Here is an 18392-nt window from a genome sequence, read left to right as displayed (position 1 = left end):
ACATAATCGCTCCTGCAGTAATAAATCACGGGGGTGCATTTTCCGTTCACCAAAACGGGACCTATCAGTTCCTTAGCCACCTACTCAGCGAGCGTGGGAGATAGTTGGTCGATGGCTGTGTATTCCCGATCTCGGCTGGACCCATCTGCTTCAAGGAGGTTGTATTGAGTCATCTTTGATAGATACGCCCGAACAGTCCGCTTCGTCCGTGGGTCATCGACGTCCTCGGAATAGCGTTCGTGGATTTCGATCGGCCCGATCGGGCCGTGCTCGCGAACGATGTCGTAGACAACGCGCTGGTGCGGCGTGAGCGAGTCGAGGCTCTTCTGCTTGATCTGGACCTGAGCATCCTCGGCAGCGTCCAGGAGGATGTCGTCACCGATTCGCTCGTGGTTCTCGCGATCGGCCTTGCCGGCAGCCGTTCGGAGGATGCCGATTGCGAGGCGGGCGTCGCCGGCGGCCGCGTCGGCGATCCGGTAGAGCTGGTCGTCGGTGATGACGTCCTCGTCGAGCCCCCACTTCGCCCGCGCACTCAGGATATCGTACAGCTGCTCATCGTGGTACTTGTCCATCCGGACGTGCTCGCTGGAGCGCAGGCGGCTCACGAGGCGGTCGTCGACGCGGCTGAACAGCTCCTCTTCCTTGTTCGCGATGCAGATGATCGCGAACTGCGGGAGGCTGTGGAGGTCGTAGATGACGCTCGGGTCTTCGAGCTGGTCGACCTCGTCGAGGATGACGACGGTTCGCGGGCCGTCGTGCTGCTGGAGGCGATCGACGAGTTCGTCGTGGGGCGTCGACTGCCGGTGGATATCGATCGTGGCGCCAAGGTCGTTGAGGACCTCTTCACGCAGCCGTTCCGTGACGAATTTCGAGATACACGTCTTCCCCGTCCCGCTGGGTCCGGTGAAGATAGCTGTGTCGGCTGGTTCTCCATTCGTGATGGGATCGAGGACGCTAGAGAGGTGGTTACTTCGGCGTCGCGATGCTCAACCTCTCGAGGGACGAATCCGGCACGGAGGACACGAGCATCGCGGATCATCTGTCGGTGGGTAACTATTCTCTGGGTAAACGATAAAAGTGTGACTGGGTAGATTCCGGAAAGGCTCTGATCGCCATTGAATACCTATTTTTATTGCTCTGCTGTCCCTTGATTCTGATCGTGGAAATACACCATTTCCGGAAACGTCCGAAAACTCACTCGGTACTTTCTAGCTCGGTGTCTTCACTCTCAGATGAGTTGACCCGTCCATGTCGTTTATCGATCTGATCGAGCGTATCGAGTGTTTTGCGGATCGATGCACGAATTGCGTCACTTCGGTTGACAAATTTTCCCTCGTCACCGACGTGCTCATCGAGATCATTAAGCAGTTCCTGGGGAATTTCAACGCTTACCTTCGGCATACACGTGTATTCGTAGAGGAATATCTTCATAGTGTCGCACAGGGCAATAGGCTCACCCATAGGCCGCTCCCACACAGCACCGCTACAAAAGTGAGACGCGTATTAGCTGACGAGTCACGAGAACTTCGGCCGCTCTGCATACGTGATGGGGTCCCGCGACTCGACATTTCGGAATGCCTCAAGCCGGAACGCACACGCATCACACGTCCCACACGCCGGCTCCTTATCACGGTAACACGACCACGTCATCTCGTACGGCACGCCGAGTTCCAGTCCACGGTCAGCGATCTCGGTTTTTGACCATTCGACGAATGGCGCTTTCAACTCGATTTCTGTCCCCGGTTTCGTCCCGACGTCGATCACGTTCTGAAAGGCGTCGAAGAACGCTGGCCGACAGTCAGGGTACCCGGAGAAATCTTCGGAATGCGCCCCGATAAACAGAGCCTTCGAGTCAGTCGCTTCCGCGTACGATGTCGCCATCGACAACAGGTTTGCGTTCCGGAAGGGGACGTACGAGGTCGGAATTTCGTCACTCTCGAGATCCGCGTCAGCCACGCTCATCTCTTCATCTGTCAGGCTCGACCCGCCGATTTGCGAGAGGTGCCCTGTTTCGATATGCAGGAAGTCAGCTGCAGCAACCTCCTCAGCAAGCGCTTTCGCACACTCGTACTCCTTGTCTTCGGTACGCTGCCCGTACGACGTGTGTAGGAAGTACGGCTCGTACCCCTGCTCTATCGCCTCGTACACAGCTGTCGCACTATCCATCCCGCCGGAAACCAGAATTACCGCGCTTTTGTTGCTCATATCTGCTCAGTTGCGTCGAATTAATTGTTGCTCTGTTCACCACGCCGCGTGTGACGTCCGCACCATACCCGCGACACCGCACTCCGTCGACCGGGCTGTCCTTGGGCGACACTTATGTTCCCGGCGCGTCGTTCCACAAGTCCACGTGGAGCCGTGGCGTGTACCGGTACCCGTACTCCATCGCCAACTCTGCCACCTCGCTGCGCGTCCCATCGAGTTGCTCCCGCGTCATACCCTCCGGCATCAACAACACGTCATCGTCCGCCACGGTCGTTGCCGTCGCCGCCCGCACCCGCTCAACCAGATCCGTGATCTCCAGGAGGTCCGACTCGTCGGTCACGACGAACTTCAACTGCGTCTCATACGCATCCACCATCAGGGACAACGCATCCATATCGATCCGATTTTCTTCGTGTTTCTCTTCCCATTCACCGTCGCCTTTCGGGTCACGATCCGGCGTCGGCGTGCTGCTCGCCAGTTTCGGACTGATACTCGTCAAATCAATGGGTGCATCCCGGTAGATCGTCCCGTTCGTCTCTACCGTCGTGTGATAACCTTCCGCAGCCAGTCGCTCTAAGAGCTCGACTGACTGCTCGTGGATGAGTGGCTCCCCGCCCGTAAGCACGACGTGATTGGCCTGCTCGTGGGACTGGACTTCCTCCAGGATAGAGTTGACGTCGCGCCACGCCCCGGTCGGCTCCCACGACGTATGGTACGAATCACAGAACCAGCACCGCAGGTTACACCCAGAGGTCCGCACAAACACCGAGGGGATGCCAGCAAGCGTTCCCTCGCCCTGCAGCGAGTAGAACACCTCATTGATCGGGAGCCCCTCACCAGCCGCGTCAGTGTCCGTTGCAGATTCCTCGACGTCACTTGCAACCGGCATCAGTACGTCACACAGAGCTCGCCGGTTTCGCTCACCGACACCGACACGTCCGAAACGGTGTCCGGGAACGACTTACGCATTCGCTGTTCGAGCAAGACGCTCATTACCTCTGCCGTTGGTGGGTGGTCCAAGACGACGAGCGCATCTCCGTCGCCGGCCGCTTCGAATGCGTCGACGAGGGGGTCACCCTCTTCAACGAGGAACCGGTGGTCCCACGCGTCAATGACGGCTGTGACGTCCCCTTTGTCGACGACCCACCCCTCCTCGGTGAGTTGGCCGGTCACTTCGACGGTAATCTCGTAGTTGTGACCGTGTGGCCGCGAGCACTTCCCGTCGTGCTGAAGGATGCGATGGCCCGAACTGATCCGAATTGGGTTGTCCTCCCCGATTTGGAGTGTGCATTGGCCTGCTTCCTGAAGCACATCTGATTCGGATTCGTCTCTCGATAAACTTCGACCCATATTCGGAGAATATTCGGAGAATATATAAATATTGAGTTTCGTTACTCAATCGATGGAACAGCAGTACCACTCACACTCACAATTATCCCATCTCCACCAGGTCCCTCGTTGCCCACCGGCATCCAACCGGGCCGAGTCGCAACGCAGCACTGCGCGTACTTGTATGGTCACAGACGGTGGTGACAGTTGATGGAGACTGACGATACGCGTGCGATCTTCACCGCCGTATTCGCCGGATCAATCGTCCTCGCAAACGTCCTCGCAGCGAAACTGACGTGGATCGAACTGCCCGGGCTTGGCGGTGTTGCTGTCCCCGCCGGTTTTGTTGCCTTTGGCGTCGCGTATCTCGCTTCAGACCTGCTCGTCGAGTACCACGGAAAAGAATACGCTGCGACCGTGGTCAACGGAACCGTCGTCACGCTCGTCATCGCGTATGCGCTCGTATTCCTCGCAATTTGGATGCCAACTGCGCCGTTCTACGACGGCCAAGAAGCGTTCGTGTCGACGCTTGGAGGCTCCGCATCGATCATCCTCGCCTCAGTCGTGGCGCTCGCAGTGGCCCAGCATCTCGACGTCCGACTCTTCGCCAATCTGAAGATTCGCACTGCTGGTCGTCATCGTTGGCTCCGGAACTGCGGGTCCACTGCAATTAGTCAAGGCGTGGACACGGTTGTGTTCATCATACTCGGCTTCGCTATTTTTCCGTCACTCGGCCTTGGTGGGGAGCCGACGTGGGGTTGGGCGCTCGTGTCAATAGTCGTCGGACAGTACATCGTGAAACTGCTTGTCGCACTGATCGATACGCTCCCGTTCTACGCCGTCACAGAATTCGTAGAACGGCCCGCTTAGCTCTACAGTCAAAGAATTGTTTTGAATATGTTTTAGTCGAATGATAAATTCTAGTGTGAGTGCTAGCAAGGCGTATTCTAAAACTGGAACAGACTAGATTCAGTCAATCTCGGAATCCTGTATACACCTGTACAGAGACGGTCCGTCCGTCGAGTTCGGGAACCTCCGTGTTGGTGAGGTGTATCGTCTCGACGGGGTCTCGGTCAGCGATGAGCGCTTGGTAGAGCTGCTTCCATGCTTTCTGTTGCTCGTATTTTTCGGGATCGCTACTGACAGCCCGAAACAGAGATTTCGAGACGACGATGAAGAGCTTCCGCTTCATCCGACTGGCACCGACATTAAACCGATTCGCATCCAGCAGAAACTCAGAAATCTGATTCACGTACCCTTGGTTGCCGGCAGTCATCGCCAGCGCCATTACGTCACGTTCGCCACCCTGGAACCGTTCAACGGTATCGACAGTTAAGTCAACGTGATTTTGCATTCGCCGACGCATCAAGCGGAAGGGAACCACGACACCCGCGCTCAGTTCGTCTGATTCGGGCTCTTGGGCGACAACTGGAAGCGGATCTAACATCCTGTCAGCCAGGTACGCCTCGACAGGGCTGTCTTTGGTGTAGACGTTATCGTCATGCAGCAAGACAGTAACACGTGTCTCCGGGTCAAGTGCGGCGTTCACCCAGGGAGGGATATCGTCACTGCGGACATCCGGAATCGTTTGTGCCGACCCGGCTGACTCGAGCGTGATGTTGTCCCGGTGGTAGAACAACTCGGTTTCGAAACGGGCCATTGCGGGAGGAAGCCGATAGGTCCGTTTCAGGCGGTCCATCGGGAGCACCGCATCCTTTTCACTCCAAGTCGGCGGTTCACGATCGAACCGTTCGAAGTTACTGTCTTGGTCACCGCGGAGGAACCGGACGAAATCAAGCGCGGAGACTGCAGGCGTGTTCTCTTCGATAGTCTGGCGATCCTCGCTCTCCCAGTCGTGTGCCTGGATAGGCTGCATCTGACGGTGGTCACCGACGAGCATCAGCTGCTTGTCTCGTCCGAGGAACGCGCCGACGAGAAATAGCAGGGGGAGATCCATCATACTCGCCTCGTCGACGAGGGCGAAGTCGAAGAGCCGACAACGGCCATCAGTCATGAAATCTTCGACCGAATCAGCCTCGTCGTCGATAGTCCAGCGGACAGCGTTCACGAAGTTCCGAAGGGTTACCGGCGTCGTGAACACGATGAGGGAACCAGGCGCCTCGTTTCCGAGGACGTATTTCTCAAAGATATCTTGCAGTTCGTCACGGTCGTCGTAGGCCCTATACTCTCGGACGTTTCCGGGGAGGTCACCCGAATGAGATCCGGATTGCACCCGAATGAGAAGTGCGTTCTCAAGTACTCCATCCTCGGCGAGCCGTCGCTGGGCGTCCGCAACGGACCTGGCGAGTTCGTCGACGGCGTTGTGTGAATGGGCCGTTGCAATCCCCGAAAACGATCCGGTCGCCGCGTTGGCACGTGCGAGTATCGCCGGAGCAGATGCATACCTCGTTTTCCCGGTTCCGGGCGGTCCTTGGAGCGCGGCAACCGTGTGATCTGTCTGTGAGACGAACGCGGTTTGGTCGTAGTTCGTCGATTCTGGCATTACTTGGTCGAACTTCTCGAGGAAGGATCGGACGGTTGTAGGGTCGAACTGCGGGGAGTTCAGTCGGAGCGCGTCTGCGATCTCGTCGTCGTACAGATTGACCAGCCGATTATGTACGTCGTTTTGGCCGGCATGTTCCAACGCGGCGTGAGCACGGTGGGCGACGAAGTCATCGAGTGCCGGGTCCAGCACGAACTGCATCCCTTCTTCGATGAGTTGTCGGTCCCACTCGTCGTCCTCGTCGGTCGTCCAGCCGGAATGGTTCGGTTTGAATTTCTCCCTGGACCTGCTTTGGGATCCAAGGAATGAAACCCGGACCGCGCCCGTCTCGGTATCAACACGAGTGAGTCGTCCCAGTACCTGATTTGCGATCCGCCGTGGCGGTCTCACGTCCTCTGTTAGGGTCCCGTCGCCGTTACGTTTCAACGGCGTCATTACGACGAAACTCCTTTCTTCAAGCGAGAGGGGGGTGTCGGCCTGAATCCCATCCTGTGAATCGTCTCCGAGCGACCGAAGTATCGAGCCACTGAGCCACATCCGTGACTCTGAGTCATCATCGCCTTCTTCAGGCGGTTCGGTAACCTCGAACGGGATCGCCCGGCCAGCTGCCGTGCGTTGACTGAGCGGTTTCCGGTAGTGGGACACGATTTCGCGTCGATTCGCGCCGAATTCGAGTTCCTGATACTCAAGGCAGGTCGACTGAAGCTCGGATACGCCGAGCGTATTCTCGCGGAGGTCCTCAAGCTCAATCGGCTGTTTCGTCATCGTCGCGTCCTTATCTCGAATCGAGCGCTCGATGTGCTCATAGGCGTCACAGATGGAGTGAACGATGTCCTCAACGTCGTCCAGTGTCACTCGTGAGGACCCCGCATCGGTGTGATGACGGTATCGCTCGATCTGTGACTGCATCTCAGGATCCTCAGCCAGATTGGGTTTGAGGAGATCAAATTCCTCGGTAGCGTAGATGTACTCTAGCGGAATCGTGTCTTGGTTCCGACCGAGAATGGGGAATTCACCGCTCAAGTGGTCCGAGGCAATTTGGAGACCATCATCAAAATCGAGGAGGATGCGGGAGCCTATCTGATCGTATGAAACAGTCGTCTCAAAGAAGCCAAGGGCGAATACCTGCTTGAGTGGCACCTCTTCAGTGTCCCGTGGACGTTCCCAGTCGAGTTCAGTATCTCCCGAGTAGAACTGGGCTGCCGTTTGAACAACGCCTAGTCCCGGGTATCGGAACGCGTGTCTGTCGCGGAACTCGTCACGAAGGACACTCACACTCGTCTGATCGATTTCTTCACGGTACCCGAGAAGCGTCCGAATTGCCTGTGCGGCAGCCGATTCTGGATGACGCTTGACAGCGTCAATAAGCGTCCGCCGCTGGGAGTCTCCATATGGATATATGTGAATAAAACCTTCCGTATCGCTATACCCTTCCTCACGGAGGTCAGGGCGAACCTCGTTGACCGCAGAGGAGAGCCGCTCGAAGAACCGCTCGATCAACCGGCGCTCCTCTTGATCTTTGCGTTCGTTGTTTAGGTTCGGAAGCTCATCTGGGTGGCTGATGATGAACTGCCCAGTGTCGTGCTCATCCTCGTATTGACTGGACGTTACCTTCGCCGCGAGGAGTACGACTCGATTGCGTACGAAATCGTACTGGACGTAGGGGTAGACTCGCACGAGCGACTTTCGAGGATAATTGAGGTTGAAGCTCTCCGGCGGGTTATCATCGGGAAGGTTTCGGCCGGAGCCGATGAGGTAGTCCCCCCACGGACCAGCCTTGTCAGATTGTTGTTGCCACTGATCTTCGTAATCTGGATCGATCTGTCGCAGGAAGCGGTGGGCGATCTGTGCGGTATCGCGGAGATTCGAGATCTCCGTTTCCCGTAGGATGCGCGTGACAAGTTCCGGCTCCCTAGGGCGTGGGTGGACATAAGAAGTCGCTTTCCGATTACGCTCCTCGATCGGCCAGTCATAGAGCGTTGCGAGGTCGTGGAGATCTTGGATGCCGAGACTATTGAGAGACTCCTGTACGCCCTCACTGAGCCCAAGCAAGGAGAGGTTGTGGTTCGTCACCGAGTGGGCGATACACTTCGACTGCTTGGCACAGGCGTCACAACGGGCATCGATTCGGTAGGTGGGCGGATTGCCGGGTTCTCGCATCTCGTCGCCGTCAAGGAGCTCAGCGTCGAGTGCACCGTCGGGTTCAAGGAGGAGTTGGATATCGTTCTGGCGCGTGCTTAAGTCGAAGGTGCCGACTCGTCGCAGGTCGAGATTGCCGGTGGATGTCACGAGGTCCGCGAGGTCGTTCCGTTCCGGTTCCTGTGAAACGATACTCGCTGAGACGCTCGTATTAATATCCGCCAACAGAGACTCGAGCAGAAGCGAGTAGATGGCAGCTTGCAGCTGGTGGTGGGTTTTCACCGAACTCGAAGACTTGAGTTCGACGACGCGCACTTCCACGCTGCGGGGACCAGGGGCAGTTGTATCCGGGCTTGCGATGACGATATCCGCATCACCACGAATGGGCCACGCACCGACAGTTCCCTCGATCCGTGGCTGGAAGAAGACGATTGGATTCGTCCTATCGCCTGTCGCAAGGTCTTCGACGACCGCTCGAAGCCGTTCGATGTCCGTCTCTGGATCGCCGCTCCAGCGTTCGTCGAATGGGTGGTCCTCATCTACCGGACCGATGCTGTAAATGTCGGCATCAAGAAGATGACGGAGCTGCCCGGCTTCAAACGCTTGGCCTGTTGCGGCGAGAAGAGGGCTTAAGGAGATATCGGAGATGGAACCGAGGTTCTCGTCGACGTAGCGATGGTAGAGGTACATCGGACACTGCTGAAGCTTGTAGAACTGTGCGATTGCACTCGGACTGACAGTCGTGCGCTGAGAGTTGTTCATACGTCGGAAATGTGTCGTTTAAGAGCCTGCTGGCTCTTACTCGCGGCTATCGCTGTCACTGTAGGTGCTCTACATAGCGATTGACGGCGTCACGTTCCTCCGGCCAGGTGTCGCTGCGAACGTTCCATTTGTAGCCAGTCCCTTTGGCATCGTCATTTTCGAGTTGCCACATATACAGACGCGTCTTATGCGTTGATGAGTAGTTGTCCTCGTACTGGACGACGGCAGTCCACCACTCGTCCGTCTTTTTGACCGTCTGCCCGCCGACCACGTTGTAGTGTTGGACAGGGAAGTAGGGTGTATCGGCATCAACGGCTGCACCGACGTGATCTGCGACGACGCGTCGTTCCGCTGGCCAGTGCTCTGGGTCGATGTTCCACTTATGTTTTGTAACCCATCCCTTGGCGTCGTTGTCGTGCCAGAGATACAATCGAACCTTCTCGTTCCCGTATTCGTCCTCGGAATGGACAATAGCGCGCCACCACCCACCGGATTTGCTAAACGTGAGTGCACCAACCGGTGTAAGGTGCCCCTCGATCGGATATTGAGATAGATCTTTCGTCATCAGTACATTAGTCGAACAGCACCTTACTTAAATAGATATCCGAGATGCGAACCAAGTCAGCTAGCGTCTGAAATCCCCCTGAACAACTTCCCAACGAACATCGGCACGGTGCTATCGAACTAGGAAGTGGACTCTAACGGGGAGAGCTCTTGGATTTCCTGGTATTGACGTGAAATGGTGACCGCCGAGACGTCAGCCGCGTCCGCTACTGCCTGCTGGTTAACCGGCAGATCTAGGCCGGTTGCGGCGGCGTACACAGCTGTCGCAGCGACTGCGGCGGGATGTTTACCGACGTGTAGTTCCTCGTCAGTTGCCTGGGTGAGATATGCGCCTGCGCTGCGTTCGACGTCTGGGCCAAACTCAAGCTCAGAGACGATACGGGGGAGGAAATCCTGTGGTCGGGCGGGGGGAATCGACAGTTCGAACTCGATGCGAATGACACTCACGTGTTTACGGATTTTTGACTCCGAGAGGGGAGAGTATGGAGCAAGTCGGCTGAGCGTTATGGGATGTCGACTCTCTCGTGCTGAAAGGAACACACACGCGGCGGAGAACCCCTCAATTGATCGGCCCTTTAGTAATCCCTTCTGGACGGTTTTTCGGTACCAGTACGCTGCCTGCTCACGGATCGGCTGAGATAGTTCGACTGCTGCCGCGATATCGCGGAGTTCACGAAGGCCGCTTACGAGTGAACGTTCATCACTCTGCAGCCGCTCGTTGTACCGGCTGAGTCGGTCCGTGTCACCGTTAAGAGATCGAGTTATCGTTGTGCCGGTGTTCGCCCACTGTTGACTCTGCTCCGGCCCGAGTCGGCGGTCTTTGTAGTCGCGCCACTGGGGCTCGCTGTGCTCGATCGGGGAGTCTTCGACTACGACGCCGCAGCCGTTACAATAAGTAACTCCATCGTCCGTAACGAGTTTGCCGTCGACGCAATCCGGGCAATTTGTCCCCGGAGTGGTTTCACTGCGATTTCTGGGGTTGGGCCCGGCTGTTGTGGCCGAAGCTGCACTACTGGCAAGACGTTGGGGCTGACGGGAATTCGTTGTCGGTGCCAACAAGCCGGTGCTGCTGATGCAGCAGTTCGGTGCTTATCCTGTTATGAGTCCGACGTTCTCTTTAGTTTTACCCTCGTTCGACGCGTGAAAGGGTGGGCGATTGTCAGAGGCACACTACATACCGGGTCGCCCGGTACGACAGAGCAGCAGTATCTGACTTAAATTGATAACCGAAACCAGTATTCGAACCCTCAAGCGGAATCAGATGTGAGTGCGAAACCAGAAGACTCGTACACGCTCGGGATAGCGTTCTCCAGCTCGTTCAGGTGGGCGTCTATGTCGCTGATTGTGTCAGAGAGAAGCACAGAAATATACGCACCGAACCGAAACACCGTCTGTTCGTACTGCAGTCTGTCGATATGCTCTGAATCGTTCGTTGGAAGAACGCACTGAACTCGCCGAAGCGTGTCGGCGACTGGGTCGCACTTCCTGGGAGGAAGACTGAACGCCAAGACCAGTCATTTTCGTTGGCTATCAGTTTAAATGGAGTGTGCCCTCTCGACTGACTGAACGGTACCTGCCCGAAAACCTCCGATCAGGATGACTAAACGACCGAAGAGATTTACTGCTGCACACCCTCGATGCGATTATCGGCACAAACACCACTACCGTCGAGAACTGATGATTGATCTCACTGAAACTGAATCCGAACTCGTTAATCAACTTCTCGACATCCTTGAGGAGGCGATAGATTCACTCTCAGAAATCGATGAGAGTTACGCGAACAAGACAAAAATACAAAAGCTCCTGTACTTCGCAATCGACGAGTTCGAGATCCCGGTCACTCATAGCTGGTATCTCGCCGGTGCTGTCGTCCCTGATCAGTCGATCGGTCCGGATGCACTACAAACGGCTGACGGACCGACAGGACCAAGCAGTCCATCGGTTCCGGAAACGGATTCTGAGGACGCGACTGGAAACGTGAGCACGGTCGATCCGATTCTGTTTACCGACTCGTCAAGACCAGAATTCGATTCGGAGCCCTCGTCGGACCTCGAAACGTACGTCTCCCGAAGCGATCTGCTATCGTTCTACCGCCAAGAGATCCCCGACCTCTGGCACGAACGGACGATGCGATTTCTCCAAAACTTCTACCAAGAGACAGCTCCTGATGAGTACCGTCTGCTGTATATCGAGAGCACACATCTCCGGACGCATCTCGCTGACCTCGTCGACGCGATTGACGCCTTCATCGAGGGCCGCACCCCGGAACGGTCGATCGCTTCGGTTCGGGAGTCTATCGGACTCTCGATTTCTGACCTCCATTACTATATTGGTCGCCACGACGGCCTCAGTCAGACTCTCGATATCGTTGTTGAGGGTACCAACCTCATCGAGGATGCCGTAATACGACTCGATCAACATTCGACGGCGGATCTCACTCCTGAACACCGGTCGGCCATCGAACGCCTTCAGGACTTCTTCTACTACTACGTCTGGAAATATCCCTGTCTCCTCATCTCAGCGAACACCGCGAGTGGCTCTCAGGCCGACCACTTGCGGGCAGAGCAGCTCGCCGCCTTCGAAGAGTTTGACGATCGCGTCCTCGACGAACGAAGCACAATTTCGGCCGATCTCGCTTCGGTCGACCTTCTCCCGGCACCGGGCGACTACGAACCGATCGACGATAGTGTCCTGGCCGAAAGACTACACGATTTATCAACACAATATCTCGAATGAGAGAATATGTCCGGCATCGGAGATGACAATGCAGGGGTGGGAACACTGAGTCCCGACAACGTCTTCGTTGATACGAGTGTCCTTCTCAACTACGCCCAGCGGGTTATTGAACGCGACCACACGTCTCCGTTATTCGATAGTGACGATGTTGAGGTTGTCGTCGGAATAACCGTCGCCGACGAACTCGAGGAGGTCCGGAAACGCCGTGAACACATCTACGAGGACTTCCTCGCATACCTTATCGACGACACGGAAGAGATCGGTGAGTATGATCCGGCGTCACGGCGTCCATATTTTCAGGCGAACGATGAGCGACACATTCGAAACATCCAGATGAAGCTTGCTCAGTTGGACGACCGGCGTAAGATCCAACGCGATCTCCGCCATACACTTCGTTCGATCGAGCGTCGACTTTGCTATCTTGCCGATGAAGTCGTTCCGGACGGCTTGTTCGACCAACAGCCAGGATTGACCGTACTGTTCGCGCTGCAGAACGTTATTCCGAACGACAAGGATCGAAGCGTCGTTGGCGATGCTGCGCTCTGGTCAGCAGAGGCTGAGGAGAGTTCGGGCGTGTTTACCACGACTGACCGAGATGACTTGCTCGATCTCGCGGACGAGATCAACGAGGTTCTCAAAGGCGCGAAGGGTGAGGAGTGGACGATCACGATTGTCCACCCAAAAGACCTCTCAGTCGTCGATGAGATTCAACCATTTGGTTCTTCTACCTCGTGAATTGGTTCCATCTCGGGGTCTTCTTCTAAATGGCCGGTTCTATTGAAATCCTCAGCCGGAGATATTTTTCGGCGGTGGTGTTACATCTATCCTCTGTATTTACTGGCTCCCCCGAGTTCTCGGAAATGGTGTTTGATAGAGCGGTTATACGAGTGGCTCATATACCGTTAATAATATATTTAAACAGATAAATACTAGATATGAATATTGGGGACTGGATTCGGGAGGCGATCCGTCGGGGGTGGAAAGCCTTCATTCTGGCGATTATCTCCGCTTTTCTGCTCACAAATTCCGCTACTACTCTACTACAGACCTTAGTTGATGGTTCCCCCTTTTCGCCCCAGGGAACAGTCTCCCTCTGGTTGGATGGTGCGGCGGATATGGTACAGGGAGGTAGAGGTCTGTCTGTAATTGCAATCGGCTTAGTCGCCGCATTGGGTACTATTCTCTCCTATACTTGGCATAATCTGATCTCAAAGAACTTTGATGCGACAATCGGTTTGTATATCGCTGCTCTCGGGGTGGTGCCGTTCGTATTCTCCTCTTCAATCCCTAATATCATACCAACTTGGACATTTGGAATTATACCTCCTATAGCAGGTGCCTATTTCGTGATTTGGCAGTCTAAGTAGTAAAATCAGACCTCTATTGTGGGTCATTCATAGGCGGGGAACACCACCTCTATCGGTAGCTTCACAGGCACATTCTATCGGCTGATTCAGGATTTGTTTGGGAAAAATAACGAAGTTCTTGTGTTGACTACATTCTCGATATCTTGTACCAAGCTCTATCAGATCCCGTGTATTTTAACAGAGCCAAATCACCTGCCACTCTCAACGGAACCGATCGCGCCCGTCACACAGTAAGATCGAGTGTCAGCTTGACGTACTCGGTCGCTGAACCGTACTCGTTCTCTATTATCTCACAAAGTTCACGGTTGAGGGTCAGACCGCCACGTGTGATGTTTGCTGAGCCGAGGTAGACAAATGAGTCCGAGACGACAGCCTTCGCGTGAAGGCCCTCAATCTCCTGAACGTGGACGTGCTCAGGGAGTCTCCGTTTGATGTAATCGTTGTGTGACTCCCCAGAACGAACCAGAAGATGGATCTCCTTCTCTGAGAGCGTTTCCAGCGCTTCAACGAGGGACACCTCCCGAGACTCGAATCGGTCGTTGATCGGGAGACTGAGGGAGACGTCGCTCAGCCAAGGCGAGACCACAACGACAGGGTCGCAATGCAGCAGCGTGAACCCAATGAAGTACGAGAGGCTCTCAGAAGGTAAGGAAAACGCTCTTGTCATCGAATTCACCTGCTGGGGGAAGTTCTCGGTCGAACATTTCGGTGCTAGTCTGGTCGGCGGGAACTGTTTCAGTAATATCCTCTCGAAGGGCTTCAAGCAGGACGTAACTGAGTGAGTTACTCTGATCCGTCGCGGCGATGCAGTCTCCGAGGTGAAGATTTTCCACGCAGCCGTCGATATCGGGGGAGAAGAATACCGTTTTTGCTCGATCGACATCGGAGAGATCGACACTTAGCGCATCGACGGCAGTATCGGGGAACTCGTCCACGCCGGACACTTGCTTCTGAGCGATTGTCTGCTTGACCCGATACGCGTCGGTGGCGTCGATTTCCTCGTCGATTGCGAACTGTTCGGCTTTGTCAACACTGGACAGGACTTCTTGAACAACCCGGTCCACGACTGACTCGAACGGGGTATCGAGTGTTTCTCTAACCGCCGCCTCAACATCGGATTCAGCGGTCGATGTACAGAGCTGGTCGACGAAGGGTTCACTTGCCCACAGGCGTTCGTTGATAACTTGTGAATTGTATCCAACCCGGTTAATCGCTTCCAGCACTGTCCCAGGATCGTTCGAGAGGTCCTCGAAAACCAAGTCGACGATTCCCTGGCCACCCTCTGTTCGTTCGAAGATGTACACCTCGCCTGCATCGCGGTCGAAGCCGTAGAACAGCATCGAGGTGTTAACGGCACTGATATCCGAAACGATCTGGAGGTAGAAGTGTGCTGCCGTGTGATACGCGACGTACTCGTAGTCGATTTCCTCAAACTCGTGGTAGCGTTCGACGAGCGAACGAACATCCTCGTCGGCGACTCTCTCAAGGAACGACTCGAGATTGAACACGAGTCCTCGTGTATCGATTTGGAAGCCGAGTTTCTCTTCCGGGCTGTCGAGTTCTACCTCGAACGGGTCCCGCTGATCGAAACTCACCTCTGTCCCCCATGACTGAGCAGGACGAATACTCAACGTAACTCCGTCAAGTGTTACCTCCGAGGAGACGTCTGCAAGCGTTACCGAACCTGCCCGCTCCGTTTCCGAGCGGAGTTCGACGTTCGTACTCACCTGAGGGTTAGAATGAATTTTTCCCAGTTCACTTTTGTTGTGGCGTAGGCAGCTATCGATATCGGTGATTACCTGGTAGCAGACGGGACAGTACCGGACGATATTCATCGCATCCTCACTCAAATCGGCCATCGCGGACAGCTCGATTGAGTCAGGGATGAGGATGCCGTCCTGAATCTCTCCACTGACGTGCTGGGAGTAGTCCAGTTCGACGCCGTCTTCTGTAACGCGAGTACGCGGTAGGAACGCGTACATCTGGTTGGTCTCCGATTGGTACTCCGAACGATATGGCGTGTATGTACTGACGAGCTTGTCAATCGACTCATCAGTGCTGTCGCCTTTATCGGGATTGAAGACGCTAAAGAAGCGCCCAGCACCACCGAAGTAGTTCTGGGGGATATACCAAACCTCCCCGAGGCTACGGTCGGTCACACCGAGGTACTGTTCAAAGTAATACGCACCCCGAAGGAGCCGCTTGACGGCGTAGAGACTGAGGTGGGGGTTGCTAAACGCGACGTATTCCTCTAATTCGTCGAGTGCCTCGATGAGGTAGTGGATACGTTTCTGTGTGCGGTAGTACTCCTTGATCCGTTCATCATCGCTTAGACTGCCCAGCTGCATAGCCGCGTCTTGTACGTCACTAAGCCTGTCCGTCCGAACTTGTGGTATCGTCCGATCTGTAGCACGATCAAGCCGGCTCCGGAATTTCATCAGCGGACCGGTCAGGCTGAACAGGTCCGCGAGCAAGTCATCGAAATGTCGTATCTGGGTCTGTGTATCTCCCTCAGGGATTTCCGACGCAGTCTCTCGAAGGTCTGCTAAACTCGATTCAAGCGATGCTACTTCCTCCTCATATCCCGTTTCCCCGAGCGCCTCGAGTTCGTTCTCATAACCCGATACCTGCCCGGAAAAGGCGTTGATCAGTTCGAGTACCTGATCTTGGACCTTATGGACATAGGTGTTGACCGTTTCCTCGCCCCGTACTACGTTTCCGTCATCGAGCTCGAAGAATGACTCAATCTCCTCGAACGTCTCACGTTGGTTTTCGAGGTGTGACCTGAGCGCCGTACGCGCCTCGCCTACGAGTTCCTCTGAGAGTAAGGGCTGTGGAGCGACGTCGATTCCGAACTCTTCGTCAAAGAATTCTTCCGGCGAAAGCAATAAATCACGGTAGGCGTCGAACTCGAGTCGATCGCCTATATATTCGTCGAGGAACTGTTCACCGGGGTCACGAAGGCTGAGATTGGGCTGGTCTGCGATCCCGAGTGATACCTCGTAGTACTCACGGAACCGTGAGTGGACCCATTCAATGACATCGTTGTCTGTCTTGAGCGGTGTACGGATATCAGAGTCGAGGAACCGGTCCGCCCGGTAGAACATATTCGAGTCCCCAGTGAGACTCGAGAGCATCACCGCAACGTGTGCGTCCATCCCTTCCTTCCGCGCGGCGCGACCGGCACGTTGCTTGAACGAGGAAAGATCCCAAGGCGTCCTATACTGCGTAATCGTCTTTATTTCGCCGACGTCGATTCCCACTTCTAAGAACGACGTGGACAGAAGGACATCGCTGGCACCGACGTCCCCCGAGTCGAAACCGTGTTCGGCAGAGACCGGCATAAACGAGAGGTGTTCATTGAGGAACCTGTGATCCATCGCCTCAGCAACGGCCGCCCAGTCTTCGACATCATCATCGCCGTCGCCGAGGTGGTAGCGCCAGAGCTCTCGGTTGTGGTCCGCGTCGAGAAGCTGCGTATATTTTTGATTGATTTGCGAGATACTATCGATGAAGGCGAGCATCTTCCCACGCTGCCCGGAAGAGTTCTCAAGGAGGCTGTGTCCGAGGAGAAGGTGCTGTTGGATCGACATCGACGACGCCCCCGGACCGTCAGGCGCGGCGAGCATAAAGTAGTAGTGTTCGTAATCGTCGTGATCGTCATCGAAATCAGATGCGCCAGGTTCGACCGTGCGGATGTCGTCGTTCGACACACCGAAGAGGCGCTTTCCGAACCGAGCCGCACTGTCGATGGTAGCGCTCGACCCCAACCAGAGGATGGGCTGATCGGTGATCGCGTTGACGTTATCGATAATCTTCGACGCATGAGCCCCTCGAATCTGGGTGTTCATATGGACCTCGTCTAGGACGATTGTTTCGAAGTGATCGACCAGCGAATAGTGAGGTTTGAGGGCGAACCCTTCCAGTGACTCAAGTGTCGTGAGAACGATGTCGGGACGGTTGTTGAATACCATATCGTGGCGCGACAAGATCAGCTCACGATCGGTAAACGAGTGATCCGGGTTGGCTTCACAACGGAGCGTGTAACTCTGGGACGTTCCGTGGTACTCGAACGCGTTCGGACTGCCTTCCTCGCCACACCAGCAGTTGGCAAGTTTGAACCGAGGGCGGCCGCTATTACCGGTGAAGAAGGTCCGGTCACCCTCAACCTCGTTCATTTTGTATGGCATACCACCGACGTAGACACCGACGGAGAGCTGATCGTCGGTGTTTGAATTGATCTGGTGGATATGTTCGAGGACACGGCCCAGTTGGTCCTGTAGCAACGCCCGACTCGGGTAGACGATGGCCGTCGACTCCTGTCGTCCATCACGAAGCAGCTGGTAGAGTGGACCCAAGAACGCCTCCGTCTTGCCGAATCCGGTGGGTGCAGAAAACACAGCGGCCTTGTTCTGATTCAACTCTCGACGTTCCCGGTCGAGTTCATCGACCGTCTGCCAACTCTCGACTTGGAAGTCGAGTGGATCGAATCCGAACAGGTCGATGATCTCTTGGACGAATTCATCGGACCCGGTGTACGGGCTCGTCTGTCGTCGCTTCTGCCGCTCACGCCTGTACTTGAGCGCCTCTGTGACGAACGGAGGATCATCTTGCTCCGTCCTGAAGATTCGGCGGTTATGAAGTATCGCTTCGATCAGTGGCTGAATATCATCGTTCAGTCGAGATGGCTTCGTGTTCCGATCTACGAATTGCATAAGAAGAGGGGGATACTATTGTCGTTCACCCGCCCGTTCTTCAAGCTTACTAACACCTTGTAACGGCGGGAG

The 18392-nt window shown here is 55.4% G+C and carries 13 protein-coding genes and 1 pseudogene; 4 read left to right on the top strand and 10 right to left on the bottom strand.

What is annotated here, in order from left to right; genetic code table 11:
- Window positions 1–80: 80 nt before the first annotated feature.
- The 5 genes and pseudogenes from BLW38_RS11235 to BLW38_RS11215 all read right to left on the bottom strand — a co-directional run bounded on the left by BLW38_RS11235 (window position 81) and on the right by BLW38_RS11215 (window position 3555).
- Window positions 81–1039: pseudogene (locus BLW38_RS11235) on the bottom strand (Cdc6/Cdc18 family protein).
- Window positions 1040–1194: 155 nt separating this feature from the next.
- A complete protein-coding gene (locus BLW38_RS11230) occupies window positions 1195–1401 on the bottom strand; it encodes a ribbon-helix-helix domain-containing protein (protein ID WP_092817326.1) in 207 nt (68 codons plus the stop codon).
- A 114-nt stretch (window positions 1402–1515) separates the two neighbouring features.
- Window positions 1516–2205 (bottom strand): 7-cyano-7-deazaguanine synthase QueC, encoded by a 690-nt coding sequence (gene queC / locus BLW38_RS11225; RefSeq protein ID WP_092817319.1) that lies wholly within the window; start codon window positions 2203–2205, stop codon window positions 1516–1518.
- A gap of 112 nt (window positions 2206–2317) precedes the next feature.
- Window positions 2318–3094, bottom strand: a complete 777-nt coding sequence (locus BLW38_RS11220; protein WP_092817318.1) for a 7-carboxy-7-deazaguanine synthase QueE — start codon at window positions 3092–3094, stop codon at window positions 2318–2320.
- Window positions 3094–3555 (bottom strand): 6-pyruvoyl trahydropterin synthase family protein, encoded by a 462-nt coding sequence (locus BLW38_RS11215; protein WP_092817317.1) that lies wholly within the window; start codon window positions 3553–3555, stop codon window positions 3094–3096. The genes BLW38_RS11220 and BLW38_RS11215 overlap by 1 nt, the downstream gene beginning before the upstream one ends.
- A gap of 189 nt (window positions 3556–3744) precedes the next feature.
- Here BLW38_RS11215 and BLW38_RS11210 point away from each other — a divergent pair, with 189 nt between their 5' ends.
- Window positions 3745–4404 carry a queuosine precursor transporter gene (locus BLW38_RS11210; protein ID WP_092817316.1) on the top strand — a complete coding sequence of 220 codons (660 nt, stop codon included), beginning with the start codon at window positions 3745–3747 and terminating at the stop codon, window positions 4402–4404.
- Window positions 4405–4507: 103 nt separating this feature from the next.
- Here BLW38_RS11210 and BLW38_RS11205 read toward each other — a convergent pair whose 3' ends face one another.
- From BLW38_RS11205 to BLW38_RS11195, 3 genes are all read right to left on the bottom strand, one after another.
- Window positions 4508–8866, bottom strand: coding sequence for an AAA domain-containing protein (locus tag BLW38_RS11205; RefSeq protein ID WP_177167487.1), 4359 nt, complete (start codon window positions 8864–8866; stop codon window positions 4508–4510).
- A 127-nt stretch (window positions 8867–8993) separates the two neighbouring features.
- The gene (locus BLW38_RS11200; protein ID WP_092817314.1) at window positions 8994–9503 is read right to left on the bottom strand and encodes a hypothetical protein; all 510 of its coding nucleotides are present in this window, start codon (window positions 9501–9503) and stop codon (window positions 8994–8996) included.
- Window positions 9504–9622: 119 nt separating this feature from the next.
- Complete coding sequence (locus tag BLW38_RS11195; RefSeq protein ID WP_143040868.1) at window positions 9623–10558, bottom strand: transcription initiation factor IIB; 936 nt, start codon at window positions 10556–10558, stop codon at window positions 9623–9625.
- Window positions 10559–11179: 621 nt separating this feature from the next.
- On the opposite strand from BLW38_RS11195, the gene BLW38_RS11190 reads away from it, so the two are divergent.
- From BLW38_RS11190 to BLW38_RS15915, 3 genes are all read left to right on the top strand, one after another.
- Window positions 11180–12238 (top strand): hypothetical protein, encoded by a 1059-nt coding sequence (locus BLW38_RS11190; protein ID WP_092817312.1) that lies wholly within the window; start codon window positions 11180–11182, stop codon window positions 12236–12238.
- A 6-nt stretch (window positions 12239–12244) separates the two neighbouring features.
- Complete coding sequence (locus BLW38_RS11185) at window positions 12245–12973, top strand: hypothetical protein (protein ID WP_092817311.1); 729 nt, start codon at window positions 12245–12247, stop codon at window positions 12971–12973.
- A 200-nt stretch (window positions 12974–13173) separates the two neighbouring features.
- Window positions 13174–13605, top strand: coding sequence for a hypothetical protein (locus BLW38_RS15915; protein ID WP_143040867.1), 432 nt, complete (start codon window positions 13174–13176; stop codon window positions 13603–13605).
- Window positions 13606–13828: 223 nt separating this feature from the next.
- Here the strand turns inward: BLW38_RS15915 and BLW38_RS11180 are convergent, their stop codons facing one another.
- Together BLW38_RS11180 and BLW38_RS11175 are read right to left on the bottom strand one after the other, a co-directional pair.
- Window positions 13829–14272, bottom strand: coding sequence for a phospholipase D-like domain-containing protein (locus BLW38_RS11180; protein WP_245710176.1), 444 nt, complete (start codon window positions 14270–14272; stop codon window positions 13829–13831).
- Window positions 14244–18320 (bottom strand): DEAD/DEAH box helicase, encoded by a 4077-nt coding sequence (locus tag BLW38_RS11175; protein WP_092817310.1) that lies wholly within the window; start codon window positions 18318–18320, stop codon window positions 14244–14246. The genes BLW38_RS11180 and BLW38_RS11175 overlap by 29 nt, the downstream gene beginning before the upstream one ends.
- Window positions 18321–18392: the final 72 nt, after the last annotated feature.

This window comes from Halopenitus malekzadehii (assembly GCF_900108505.1).
In the GTDB taxonomy this organism is placed as follows: domain Archaea; phylum Halobacteriota; class Halobacteria; order Halobacteriales; family Haloferacaceae; genus Halopenitus; species Halopenitus malekzadehii.
The sequence above is the reverse complement of the archived record's forward strand: the minus strand, read 5'-3'. Positions and strand labels throughout refer to the sequence as shown.